Origin of the sequence: Paenibacillus sp. FSL R7-277 (assembly GCF_000517965.1) — a bacterium.
In the GTDB taxonomy this organism is placed as follows: Bacteria; Bacillota; Bacilli; order Paenibacillales; family Paenibacillaceae; genus Paenibacillus_AQ; species Paenibacillus_AQ silagei.
On record NZ_ASPX01000033.1, the window covers coordinates 85,698 to 98,048 of the forward strand.

Below are 12,351 nucleotides of genomic sequence, written 5' to 3' on the forward strand. Positions count from 1 at the left end.
GAATGTTCTAGAATAATGCACTGTCGGGATCTCTTTTTTTGACAATATAATTAGCCAGCAGAATCAGGACAAATCCGACCATAGACTGGTACGCACCGGCAGCCGAGGACATTCCGATATTCTGGGTCTGCATAAGTCCGCGGTAGACATAGGTATCAATGGTATTGGTTACATTCATCAGCGCCCCGCTGTTCATGGGCACCTGATAGAAGAGCCCGAAGTCCGAGTAAAAGATTCGTCCAATCGCCATCAGCGTGAGAATGATAATTGTCGGTTTCAGCGTGGGCAGGGTGATATGGCGGATGCTCTTCCACTTGCCTGCACCATCGATTGCCGCTGACTCATAGAAGCCGCTGTCGATCCCGACCAAGGTGGCATAATAGATAATCGTATTGAAGCCGAAATACTTCCAGACATTCACTATTACCAGAATAGTTGGCCAATACTCGGGTCTGGTATACCATGAGACAGCATCTATCCCAAGCGGCTTCAGGAGTGAATTGTTGATAAATCCGGTTTCGGCACTTAAGAAGCCATAGACCAGATAACCCACAATAACGATCGAGATCAGATAAGGCAGCAGAATGGTGGTCTGGTATATATTTTTGGCGACCTTTGACGTCACCTCATTCAACAGAATCGCTACCCCAACGGACATCAGAGTTCCAATGACAATGAATAACAGATTATAACCGAGCGTATTGCGTGTAATCAGCCAGGCATCCTGGGTCTTAAATAAGAACTCGAAATTCTTAAGCCCGATGAAATCGCTGCCCCAGATCCCCTTCTGGTAATTAAACTGCTTGAAGGCAACAATGATTCCGCTCATGGGAATATAGTTGTTGATGATGATATAAATCGTGCCGGGAAGCAACAGCAGATACAGGGGCAGATACTGTTTAAATTTCCAGCGGCTCATTTTTTTCACGCGACTCATTGGCTTCCTCCCCTCTCCCTGCCCCGGCGGCCGGAACCCGCTCTTGCTGTCCTGACCGCCGGACCGGGGGAGCGTTCTTATGGCTAACTAGCTGTTATTTCTTCTGGGCGAGCCAGGCATCAAGCTGGGCCTGCTTCTCCGCGATAATCGTGTCGATGCCGGCGCTCTTCAGCTCCTTCTCGAAACGGGGGAGCACTTCGTCAGGGTTCAAATCTCCGCAATCCAGTGCATTAACAAACTTCGAGAGCACATTATTCACTGCAGCAATCTCCGGCAGTACCTTCGTGTTGTTCCACACAAACCCTTTGGCCACGGACTTGATGGCTTCTTCGTTGAACTTTAGTGTATCCTCCCACACGGTAGGGGAATCGGATGCCCACACATGAGAGATCAGCTCATTCGGCCAAGCCCACGGATCAACGTTGTAGGTCTTGTTACCGGCATCCATGCCCTCTGGGTAATCGATAAGCCCTTTGGATTCGTCTTTTACTACATAATTCTTGCCTTCCACGCCATAGATCAGGATATTTGCCAGTTCAGGGTTAGTGTACATTTCATTCAACACCTGCACCGCTCTTTCCGGCTTCTCGCTGTTATGGGGAACATACCACAGGTTGTTAATATTATTGGTTGTAGAGTACGGGGAGACCAGTTCAATGACCGTCATTGGCTTACCCGTGCTTCTCTCAATCTCGGACTCTACACCAGGCTTGGTGTTGGTGATGGATGAGAAGGCCTTCCCGGCCTTAATCAGACTAACCGCGCTCTCCGAGTTGGTTGAACCATTGGGAAGCAGCAGCCCTTCCTGCTGCCATTGATAACGCCGCGCTACAATCTCCTTGTAGGTATCAGAGGTATACCAGTTCACCACTGTCGTGCTGTCTTTAGTGGAATCCTCCAGTACCCCGGGGTCTCCTCCCAAATCATCCTTGTAGGAAATATAATATCCCATCGTTCCGGCATCCGAGACGAGCGGGTACATGTTTGGGTATTTCTGCTTGGCCGCCTTGAGGAGCTCCTCATAATCCTCTTCAGTCTTAATCGAAGCAGGATCGGTGCCCAGCGCCTCCAGATACTCTGTCGGGATGGCATAGCCATAACCGGAGGCCAGCTCCTTATTATTGCGGACCGCATAGATCTGCCCGTCCACGGAAGTCGAATCCCAATCGGACTGCGGTATTTGCTCCAGCATATCCTTGCCGTATTCCTTGAGCAGATCATTCAGCGCTACCACCTGGCCGCTGTTGGAGGCGTTCGGAACGGTCAGCCCCAGGCTTGGCATCAGGTCAAATTTCTCCCCGGAGGACAGCATCAGATTTCTTTGTTGATTAAAGGAACTGAAGCCGTACCGGACCAGCTCAATAGTGGTGTTAAACTTCGCTTCTGTAATTTTGCTTGCTTCTGCGGCAACCGCCTTCACCGCTTCATCATCCGCATCGTCCACCATAATTATTTTGACTACATAAGGCTCCTGGGAGGATTCCGATGCCGCAGGGGCAGCAGGTGATGCTTCCGGGCTTGCCGCTTCTTTACTGCAGCCGCTCATTAGGGCAGACAGTACAACTACCGAGCTTGCCAGTAACATTGTCTTTTTTTTGATCTTCATTGTTTCTTGCCCCCTCTTGATTATTACTACAAATTTATTGTATCCGCTTTCATTTCGGTAAGATATCAGTTTTGATGCTTCTCATTATCAATTTTGTTTCATGATTTTATACCAAATACAAAGCAGCGATCCTCCAATAACGGGAGAACCGCTGCTCTTTTTGTCTTTTATGTTGTTGGAAGAATAGCTACTGATTAGAAGCCGAGGCTTCATCACTCTTCACACAATCGATCGCCACCACAATCGCGATGATGATCGCCTCCAGCTCCTCATTCCATACTTGCACACTGTAGCTGTCGCCCCAGGTGAACCACTTCTTGCTCACTTCCCCGACGACCGCCCCGCGCTGCAAGACCTGGAAATCCATATCCCACCAGTTCCCGTGCACCTCAATATCCGCCGAATCTATCGAATAACGCGCCTTGAAGAACGACAGCTCCTTCTTAATGGTGAGCACCTCACGGCCATCCGCTTCCACGAAGAACTTGGGCAGGAAGCTGAACACCTTCTTCGTAATCTGTGCAACTTCCCTTCCGCCTGCATTCATAATCGAGAAGGTCTTTGGAATCCGCATGAAGCTGCCCTCCACGTAATACACATCCTGTTCCCGCTCATCCTTCACCGTGAACTTCTCGCCTATGCTGAATACCTTTTGCTTGATGTAGAGTTGTTTCATGGTGTGTCCTCCGCTATCGTAGTTTGGTAAACATGTTCCACATTCCCCAGACCGATACTCTATTCATTTTGGAGATCGCCTCCACAATCGGAATGTCCATGGGGCAAACTTCCTGGCAGGCAAGAGATTTGGAACAGCCATCATATACTCTTTGGGTATATTGTTTTTTATAGGCTTTGTCCTCACTTAATAAGGTCAGATTAGTCATCGACATCGCGGAGGACATTCCAGTAAATAACTCACCCAGGCTGTAATTGGGGCAGACCTCCAGACAACTGCCGCACATCAGGCATTGGGACACTTCATATTGCAGCGTTAAATTGGCGGTTCTAACCTTTGCCGGTTCTTCCAGCCATAGCTTCATGTCCTTCATCACTTCGAACATTTGACTCCGGTCCACTGCCAAATCGCTTATGACCGGGAATTTACTTAGGGGATGAATCGTAATTTCATTGTTCTCTTGTACCAGATCATCGCAAAATAATTGGCAGGACAGTACCGGCTTCTCGTTCACCACCATTGCACACGCTCCGCACAGCCCCTGTTCACAGCTGCAGTCAAAGCGGATCGGCCGTTCTCCCTCGTCCTTTTCCAGCATTTCACTATTCAAATTATTAATTAGAGTCCCTATGGATACATGTAATTCACCCGAGTATTCAAAGCTCTGCCAGTAGGCTTCCTTCGCCCCATTTTCCTGCCGCTTGATATTAATCCTGATACTCATAGTACTGCCTCTTTTCTTAATTAAACTCAATGCAGATACTATTATTCAGAAATACTGCATTCGTAGATTTCTTGAATTGTGTATCATTCTTTTCACTATAATCGATTCTCTGATGTGCTCCCCGGCTCTCTTTTCTGGCCAATGCCGACTCGACCATTCCCCTTGCCAATAAAATATTGGCTGATAATGTTTTGTATTCATAAAAATGATGATGATACCAGGACTCTGCGGTGTCGTTGTTCATTGCCTCCAGCCTTTTTTTGGCTTCCAGCAGCTGTCTCTCTTTTCTATATATACCCATGGCGCCATACATAAGCTCTGATAATTCTTGTTTGATCTGAACATAGCCTTTTATAGAAGTATTCGCCCTCTTCTCCCAACGCTGCAGTTCCTGATTTGCTGTCTCCAGCTGCTGTTCACCTATTTTTTCTGCGGCGGCTTTATCCATTGGGCCGACCAATAGAGAGCTTTCAGCTGCAACCCATCCTCCACAAATCGCGCCTAATAACGAATTTCCGCCCAATCTGTTGGCCCCATGATATTGAGCGGAGCATTCTCCTGCGGCAAAAAGTCTCGCTAGATTCGTGGTGTGATCCTTATCCGTCTTGATTCCCCCCATAAAGTAATGAATCCCTGGAGCCACTGGAATGGGTTCCTTATACGGGTTAACCTTTAAGAATTTCGAACAAATGCTGACAACTTCATCTAACTGTACATCAATTATTTCCGGGGGCAGATGAGATACATCCAAATAGACTTCCTGGTTCCCGTTAATGCCCAGCTTCATCTCATTGCACACTTTATAGATACTCTGGCTCACCACATCACGCGGCATTAAAGCCCCATATCCCGGAAACCATTCCTCCATGAAGTACCAGGGCTGCCCCTCTTTGATGACGTACAATCGTCCTCCGACGCCACGTGCAGCCTCCGTAATCAGCATACGTTTGGAAGGGGTATGTACCGTCGTAGGGTGATATTGAATCATCTCCAGATTCGAAAATTCGACTCCTTGTTTAAGCAGCATTCCCGCAGCATAGCCATCATTTAATCTGGAGCCGGTAGTTTTTCCGAAAACACCATTCGGCCCTCCGACGGCCATAATCACAGCATCGGCAACCAGGCTTTGCAGTTCGTTCGTGTTTTCGTGTAATAGAACAGCACCTGCACATTCCTGACCCTCTATTAATAGGGAGTGGAATCTCCAACCCGTCAGCCGCTTGATTTGGCCTGCTGCTTCATATTTCCGGCATTTTGCAATGATAGCTGTGGCAATTTGTTTACCGGTACGTGCACCAGCATAGGCAGTACGTTTCTTTTTTTGTCCGCCAAAATTCCGTAAATCCACTCTGCCCTTCTCATCCCGGGTGAAATTCACACCGATTTCTTCAAGCCAGCGGATGATTTCAGGAGCCCTCTGTACCAGATTAGCCACGGCTTCAGGGTCATTAAGATCACTGCCTCCCCGCATGGTATCCGCAAAATGCTCATCTATCGAATCATCTTCTTGTTTGGTATTCAAGGCTGCATTAATTCCGCCCATGGCCATTACAGACTGTGCTCTCTCTGAATACGCCGGTGACACCAAGGTAACAGCTGCCCCTTCTTCCGCAAGCTTCAGCGCTGCCGTCATTCCGGCCAGGCCACTGCCCATTACAAGTATATTCTTCATCCGAATGCTGACACTCCTCTCTCTCCCCAGACTACAGCTTCACCCGGCTGTCTATGCTGCCCAGAACATAATTTGGGAACCCATATACATCACCAGTACCAAGGCTAAGAAGACATAGGTCCCTCTGATGAAGAGCGGGTAATTCTCCCGTTTTTTAATGACTCCCATGGATATAAAGAGTTTGGGCACGCTGATGGCCATATGCAGACCTACAGTTAAGAGAAACAAAAACTCTGCTGAAACATAAATAATATTAAACATAGTCCCGTCTATCCTTTTACTTAATTCAATCACCAGGATATGCACCAATAAAAATATCCCTGTGAAAATACCTGTTACGGACTGGATTACAGTGCCCATATTGAGCTGCGGATATTGCTTGGCTTGTTTATCCCTTTGGCGATTTTTCACCATCAGGAAGATAGCGGAAAGCATATGGACGGACATGACAATGGACAGAATGCCGCCGATGGTCATATGAATATATCCATACGGCATGATTCCTGCGTAATAGATACAGGCCACTATAAGATGTATCAAAAAAAACAACGTGCTTAATGCTCCGGAAATCGCAACTATTTTCTTCATGCCAGGGACTCCTTACCAGATTTTATCCATTAACTTTCACTCTTAATGTAGGCTACAAGGTCATGAAGTGATATTTTTTCCATATGGATAAGATCAGGTGTGCTTACGCAAACGGCAAGCCTGTAATTATCCTGTAGCAAGTAACGGTGAAAATAAACTGTATGGTCTTCTTGGGAGCAGAGCTGTACGGATTCTCCATTAATCATGAAATAAAATGAGTTCAGCGGCTTACTCAGCCCGACTCCCAAAAACTTAATATAACTTTCTTTTAACGTCCAAAAATCATACAGCGAATGAGCCTGCTCTCTTATTTCCCGAGAAATGATATCCTCATATTCTTTGACATGGAAGAAGCGTTTAGCAATATCCAAGTCAATGTCCCGAATTTCTTCAATATCTATTCCAATATCCTCAGTATCCAATCCGCAGACTACATACTTTCCAGAATGAGATATATTGTAAAATATCTCATTCTGATCCTTTACATAAGGTTTTCCGTATGAATTTTTGTCAAATTCAATGTCTGGCATCGCCGCTCCAGTTTTCTTTGTGATCATGAATCTGGCCAGCACTTCCCCGTACAAGGTTCTTTTCCGATCTGCCTCAAATCTGAATTTGTGTATGGCTTCCCTTTTGTCTGAAGCACATGTGCCCAGTAACGTCTGATAATCTTCAGCACTTATGGGGTCTTCGATATTCATATAATAGAGTTCTGCCATAGTTATATTCCTATCCTTGTCTAGTTGAATTAGTTGCCACTTAGGAAAGACTTCTGAATTTCTTTTCCCGCTTGCTGGTTATGATTACCGACACGGCTAGAATCACCGCTGCCATTCCGCCAAGTAAAAACGCGTTTCCAGCTATATCTCCCAAGGTTAATCCTTGCTGTAAATCCAGAATACTTCCCATTGCCCATCTTGCCGGTGAAATATAGGAAATGGCATTGATTAATTTAGGAAACAGCTCCACCTGAATAAAGCAGCCGCCCAGGATAACAATCAGCAGGTTCGCAAAATTGGAAATCATTGAAGCCGCATCCGCCTCTTCCGTAATGGAAACATAGAATGTCCCCAAGGAGACCGCCACCAACGCCGTCAGGAAGAGAATCAGAAACAGCACACCAGGCTCCACGCCAATGGAGGTATTCGTGAAATATTCCATGCTCAGGACTGCGGCCAGGATTTGAAAGGCGACGATGACCAGATTGCAGAGTACATTGGACAGATAATACATCCATACTTTGGCCGGAGAGAGGAAGATCCTGGCGTAAATATTGCGCTCCCTATCCGTATTGATTACATTCGCTATAGCTGATGAATTGAAGAAAATGAACAGGATCAAAAAACCGACAAAGATATTGGAATTGTTGTATTCCGTATACAAATCGTTAAGAGAGGTTTTCTCCACAAACTCAGAGCTGGCGATATAATTGCCTACCGCATTCTCGAATACAGCAGCATCCCCCCCAGAAATCTTGCCCAAGTTACGTAAATTCAACAAATGATTCTTGAGGATGGCCTGTAGCAGGGTATAGACGTTCTGCTCTTCATTTCCTTTCACTACTAGCTTCTCGATCGAATTATTTAACAATCCATTCTGGAATCCGCTGCGGATGACCAAAGCCGCATTGATTTTATTACTTTGAAAATTAGCCTCCACTTCATTCTCATCCATATAGAAGACCTTAATGCCCTCAAGACCGCCGACAATTTGGGTTACGGCTTCCGAGGCCCGGCTATGATCTCCATCCGCAATGCCTACGTTAACAAAGGTTGTGGAATAGCTGACCAGCTTACTGGCAATAATCAGGACGATGATCGGAGTAATGGTCATTAACAGAAAAGAAATCGGTTTATGCATTATCGAAATTCTTAAGTTATTTTTTATTAATGCATAAAATGTTCTCATGCTCTTAATTCCTCCTTCTTTTCTTTAGCAACCACAATAAAGAGACAGATGAATATTAAAAGGATAAATATGGCAGAGCTTACCCAGATAACTTGACTATCCTGCGCGTAGACACTTTTGAAAATGCCGACATTCACCCATCTTAACGGGGAGACCAGCAGGATCTTGCCGAAAACACCGCCCATATCGTAAGGGAAGGGTGTATACGATCCCCCGAGAAAGGAGAAAATCGGCAGGATAATCACAGACAGAATCACATCCACTTTGCCGCGGGCTTTTAATAACTGGGCCAATAACATGCCTAGCGCCACATTGAATATGGCAAATAAAACGATATACAAGTACATGAGCACAGAATAATTGCCCCAGTTTACTCCCAAGTATGTGATAGAGAAGATAAAGGCTGGAATGAACACCGCTAAGGCAAAAATGGAATACGCAGCCAACGAAGCGAAATAATACTTTACCCTGCTAAGTCCTGTAAGTAAAATTCTCTCTTTGATTTTGGTTCTTTTATCCGTAAACAGATCCCCAATGGGAATCAGCATCATATACATCACCATAAGCGTTAATTCCACCACTCCATAATAATCATAGGAGCTCATGGCACTTTTGGAGGGAATCAGCTCTACAGGCACTTCATACGTGGCATTATCCGCGCCAATCAATTCAATCGCTTTTTCCCCGTCAATTTTATAGGCTTCCTTAACCGTCTGAATGCTGCTGGCCACGCTGCGGAATAAGGCTACCACTCTGGCTGTATTTAACGGCTCCGATTCATTTCCGTAGACCAGGATCTTCTCCTTATCCAGGTGCACGAATACTTTTTTGTTCACCCGCGCCTCTTTTTTTCCTTCTTTCTCTGAGTCGGTGTAGCCCATTTTGATCCCGTAATCTTTTTCGATGGATACGGAAGCTGTGGTTAAGGCATCAATAACCTCGGCTGCCATTCCTTCCGATTGATTGAGCAACGCAACGTCAACCTTGGTCAGGTTTGATTTATCGGAGAAAGCACTCGTTAGAATCGAACCGATCAGAATCATTAAAAAGATAGGGAATATCATCAAGAATAATAACCACTTTGGATTTCTGATTTGATTTTTAATGATTTTCTTTATGATCTGAAACATATGATCTTCCTTTCCTCTAGACTCTATGGTCAGTCGCGTAATTTGCGCCCTGTCAATGTCAGGAATACGGTTTCCAACGTAACATCTGTGGTGCCGATACTTCTGATTTTCACATTTTTGCTGTTTACGTATGCAATAATTGCATTCAAATTATCATTTTCTTTTAACGACTCCACCTGGATCAGGTTGTCATTGATTTCCACATTAACCACGCCATCAATATGGGAGATTGCTTCCTTATCCAGTTCAAGAGCATCATCAACGGTTAACTGCAGAGATTTCTTATCACTGATCAGATCTGTTAATTCTTTCTTTGTACCCGAAGCAATGACCTGGCCTTTGTCAATAATGGCTATGCGATTACAGATCGCTTCAACTTCCTCCATATAATGTGTTGTGTAGACAATCGTCACGCCTTTCTCATTTAACCGCTGGACAGACTTCAGGATGTGGTTTCTGGACTGCGGATCAATCCCGACCGTTGGCTCATCCATAATAAGAATCTGCGGTTGATGGACCAAAGCAGTAGCAATATTCAATCGTCTTAACATCCCGCCCGAGAATGTCTTCGCTTTTTTACGTTTGACATCGGACAGGCCGGTGAATTCCAAGGCTTCATCAATTCCATTCTCCAATTCTTTCCCCTTCAGTCCATACAGCTCACCGAAGAACTTAACGTTCTCATACGCAGTGAAATTATCATACAGGGCAATGTTTTGCGGGACAAAGCCAAGCTTTCTTTTCTCATCCTCCACCTTATTTCCGAATAGCCTGATGTTCCCCGATGTCGCATGCAGCAGGCCGCATACCAGATTAATCGTGGTACTCTTGCCGGCTCCATTCGGGCCTAACAGACCAAATACCTCACCTTTTTCAATGGACAGATTGAGTCCGTTTACTGCTGTATAGTCACCAAACTTTTTGACCAAATTATCGATTTGAATCACATTCATCTTTCATCCTCCACTCTCTATGAGTTTGATCCGTAAGCTTATTGCCTATATCCATTAATTTATTGCGCAGATGGAACAGAAGCATATTGGGATTATCCATAAAATAAAAATGGTTCCCCTGAAAGAGGGTGAGTGCATATTTTTGGGTGGTGTATTTCTTCCATCCCTCTAGTTCTTTCTTAGTAGCAATGCTATCGCGGTTCCCGCCATAGATATCAAATGACACCGGGACGGCTTGCGCATTCTCAGGATTATACGTTTCACACATTTTCATATCTTTTCTAAAGGTAGGCAGGATTAATTCCAGAAACTCTCTGTTTTCACTGAAAGCGTCCGGGATTCCGCCAAGACCGATGATTGTATCCATAAATTCAGCATTGCTCTTCAGATATAATTTGTCATTTCCGTCTTCGGTCAGACTCTCCGTGAACTTGTTCATATAGTTGGGTGCTTTCATGCTTGATATAATTACATATTCCGGTAAGTTAAGCCCCTGCTTATATATTTTTTGCGTCAGCTCATAGGAGACCAGCCCTCCCATGCTATGACCGAACAACACGTAAGGCACATCCGTGTACTCTTTCATTTCCTGGAGCAATAGATCTGTAAGTATATCCACATTATCAATGGCCGGCTCCGTTATTCTGGCCCCTCTGCCCGGCAGCCTGACCAAGCAGGTCTCCACATCTCCCGGCATCTGCTCTTCCCAATGCAGGAAGGTTGACACATCCCCGCCCGCAGGAGGGAACAAAAACAAGCGTAATCTGATTTCGGACTTTTCCGCGTTTCTTTTGAAAAAAAACCATGGTTTAACCTCTTGTTTCATGTTACCCTCCACTATTCTCATTAAGCTGCAAAATTCAGATAGGTGTTAAGGGTATGGAATACCCCAAAGGTAATGGCGATCCCCACTCCCAAATGATCCCCCAGCCATTTCTCTGCTAAAGCGAAATACACGGACGGGAAGATGGACATCCCCATGAATACGAAAAAAGTCCCGCTGATCAAGGTATAGTCCATCCCGCCCGCAAAATAACGAATCCATAAAGCGTAATAGAGCAGTAAAAATACGGCCATTCCAAACACATACCTGCTTTGCAATGACGGGGAGCTTTTATTTACGTGGAAAATTAATACAAGCATAAGTAACACTTGGCTAACACGTTCAATATAACTAATCATTTCAACCTTGTTGTTAAAGGCCGCCCCGGTTCCGGCAGTTCCGTTTATCGCAAATGCGTAAAATAGCAGATTAGGAAGCAATACCAACAAAAGAATAATAAGGCCCTTGAGAGAAAAGCCGAGCCTGTTTTTAGTTAGGATGGGTTGCATGCGTTTATGCCGCACTCTTTTTTTGCTCCAGCAAGGTAGTCATGCTTTTTTCGAACTGCGCTTGATTCTTTCGCATATCAAAGAACATCCAGATGTGATACACAGCCCCCATAATACCGCCGAGGAGAGCCGTAATCTGCATAACAGTCATCTGACCGCCATCGAAATAAATGATTGTGTCTGTCATGGCAAAAACCATGGTGATGATCAAATCCAGTCCGACGATAATTCCCAAGATGTTGAGCTTGGAGGAGAAAACCTGATTTCTTTTGGCCAACAGCGAAGTTACCAGATACCATAATCCAAAGCCGCCAAACATCCAGATAAAGTCAGGGTCGAGCGGGAAAGCTGCTACTTCCAAGGCTACCCGGTACATTTCATTGCCTGTGGAATACAAAGTCATAACCTTCATAATAAAAATTTCTCTCATCCACTCCAAAGACAGCAAGCCGGCGCCGCCATAACCAACAATGGTTACCCATTTGTAAAAGCCTTCCCATTCATAGCTTTTGGATCTCAATGTTGAAACTGCTGCCGATATCCAGTAGATGGACAAGAAGCCGATCGCTACGAAGATATATCTCCATAAATGCGGAATAAACGGATGGGCGGCAATTTGCTCATAGAATTCCGTTCCTCTGTATTTCTCCGCCGGATCAATAGGCATCAGAATACCTATTCCCACGTAGAGCAAGCCTATGAGGAGAGAGACCCACATCCCGCTAGTGTACAGGCTCATTTTTTTTGCTGTCATTACATCCAATCTTTCCTTCATCATTGTTCCTCCTATAAAATCATATAATGTAAACTTTTCAGATCATCCAC

13 protein-coding genes are annotated in these 12,351 nt (G+C 45.1%); all 13 read right to left on the reverse strand.

Translation table 11 applies throughout. The features are described from left to right. Positions 1-7: 7 nt before the first annotated feature. Positions 8-937, reverse strand: a complete 930-nt coding sequence (locus C173_RS11785) for an ABC transporter permease (RefSeq protein ID WP_036724983.1) — start codon at positions 935-937, stop codon at positions 8-10. Between the two features lie 94 nt (positions 938-1,031). Continuing rightward, a complete protein-coding gene (locus C173_RS11790; RefSeq protein WP_036724985.1) occupies positions 1,032-2,543 on the reverse strand; it encodes an ABC transporter substrate-binding protein in 1,512 nt (503 codons plus the stop codon). A gap of 187 nt (positions 2,544-2,730) precedes the next feature. Beyond that, complete coding sequence (locus C173_RS11795) at positions 2,731-3,219, reverse strand: LURP-one-related/scramblase family protein (protein ID WP_036724986.1); 489 nt, start codon at positions 3,217-3,219, stop codon at positions 2,731-2,733. A gap of 13 nt (positions 3,220-3,232) precedes the next feature. After that, a complete protein-coding gene (locus C173_RS11800) occupies positions 3,233-3,943 on the reverse strand; it encodes a succinate dehydrogenase/fumarate reductase iron-sulfur subunit (protein WP_036724987.1) in 711 nt (236 codons plus the stop codon). 16 nt (positions 3,944-3,959) lie between these two features. Continuing rightward, complete coding sequence (locus C173_RS11805) at positions 3,960-5,615, reverse strand: FAD-dependent oxidoreductase (protein ID WP_036724989.1); 1,656 nt, start codon at positions 5,613-5,615, stop codon at positions 3,960-3,962. Between the two features lie 51 nt (positions 5,616-5,666). Next, the gene (locus C173_RS11810; RefSeq protein WP_036724990.1) at positions 5,667-6,203 is read right to left on the reverse strand and encodes a hypothetical protein; all 537 of its coding nucleotides are present in this window, start codon (positions 6,201-6,203) and stop codon (positions 5,667-5,669) included. 29 nt (positions 6,204-6,232) lie between these two features. Continuing rightward, a complete protein-coding gene (locus C173_RS11815; protein WP_235191864.1) occupies positions 6,233-6,904 on the reverse strand; it encodes a 4'-phosphopantetheinyl transferase family protein in 672 nt (223 codons plus the stop codon). A gap of 58 nt (positions 6,905-6,962) precedes the next feature. Further along, on the reverse strand, positions 6,963-8,063 hold the full coding sequence (locus tag C173_RS11820) for an ABC transporter permease (RefSeq protein WP_162174685.1): 1,101 nt from the start codon (positions 8,061-8,063) through the stop codon (positions 6,963-6,965). A gap of 44 nt (positions 8,064-8,107) precedes the next feature. After that, complete coding sequence (locus C173_RS11825; protein ID WP_036724992.1) at positions 8,108-9,241, reverse strand: ABC transporter permease; 1,134 nt, start codon at positions 9,239-9,241, stop codon at positions 8,108-8,110. Positions 9,242-9,270: 29 nt separating this feature from the next. Further along, positions 9,271-10,194: an ABC transporter ATP-binding protein gene (locus C173_RS11830; protein WP_036724993.1), complete on the reverse strand. Its 924-nt coding sequence runs from the start codon at positions 10,192-10,194 to the stop codon at positions 9,271-9,273. Further along, positions 10,172-11,020, reverse strand: coding sequence for a thioesterase II family protein (locus tag C173_RS11835; RefSeq protein WP_036724994.1), 849 nt, complete (start codon positions 11,018-11,020; stop codon positions 10,172-10,174). Before C173_RS11835 ends, C173_RS11830 begins: the two co-directional genes overlap by 23 nt. Before the next feature lie 20 nt (positions 11,021-11,040). Further along, positions 11,041-11,541: a hypothetical protein gene (locus C173_RS11840; protein ID WP_036724995.1), complete on the reverse strand. Its 501-nt coding sequence runs from the start codon at positions 11,539-11,541 to the stop codon at positions 11,041-11,043. Next, entirely contained in the window at positions 11,531-12,301 is a 771-nt protein-coding gene (locus C173_RS11845; protein ID WP_036724996.1) for a hypothetical protein, read from the reverse strand. Before C173_RS11845 ends, C173_RS11840 begins: the two co-directional genes overlap by 11 nt. Positions 12,302-12,351 lie beyond the last annotated feature (50 nt).

Excerpts from the sequence above, each read along its gene's own strand:
- C173_RS11835 (WP_036724994.1), bottom strand. The coding sequence starts at position 11,020 with ATGAAACAAGAGGTTAAACCATGGTTTTTTTTCAAAAGAAACGCGGAA.
- C173_RS11825 (WP_036724992.1), bottom strand. The coding sequence starts at position 9,241 with ATGTTTCAGATCATAAAGAAAATCATTAAAAATCAAATCAGAAATCCA.
- C173_RS11790 (WP_036724985.1), bottom strand. The coding sequence starts at position 2,543 with ATGAAGATCAAAAAAAAGACAATGTTACTGGCAAGCTCGGTAGTTGTA.
- C173_RS11815 (WP_235191864.1), bottom strand. The coding sequence starts at position 6,904 with ATGAATATCGAAGACCCCATAAGTGCTGAAGATTATCAGACGTTACTG.
- C173_RS11810 (WP_036724990.1), bottom strand. The coding sequence starts at position 6,203 with ATGAAGAAAATAGTTGCGATTTCCGGAGCATTAAGCACGTTGTTTTTT.
- C173_RS11830 (WP_036724993.1), bottom strand. The coding sequence starts at position 10,194 with ATGAATGTGATTCAAATCGATAATTTGGTCAAAAAGTTTGGTGACTAT.
- C173_RS11820 (WP_162174685.1), bottom strand. The coding sequence starts at position 8,063 with ATGCATAAACCGATTTCTTTTCTGTTAATGACCATTACTCCGATCATC.
- C173_RS11785 (WP_036724983.1), bottom strand. The coding sequence starts at position 937 with ATGAGTCGCGTGAAAAAAATGAGCCGCTGGAAATTTAAACAGTATCTG.
- C173_RS11800 (WP_036724987.1), bottom strand. The coding sequence starts at position 3,943 with ATGAGTATCAGGATTAATATCAAGCGGCAGGAAAATGGGGCGAAGGAA.
- C173_RS11845 (WP_036724996.1), bottom strand. The coding sequence starts at position 12,301 with ATGAAGGAAAGATTGGATGTAATGACAGCAAAAAAAATGAGCCTGTAC.
- C173_RS11805 (WP_036724989.1), bottom strand. The coding sequence starts at position 5,615 with ATGAAGAATATACTTGTAATGGGCAGTGGCCTGGCCGGAATGACGGCA.
- C173_RS11795 (WP_036724986.1), bottom strand. The coding sequence starts at position 3,219 with ATGAAACAACTCTACATCAAGCAAAAGGTATTCAGCATAGGCGAGAAG.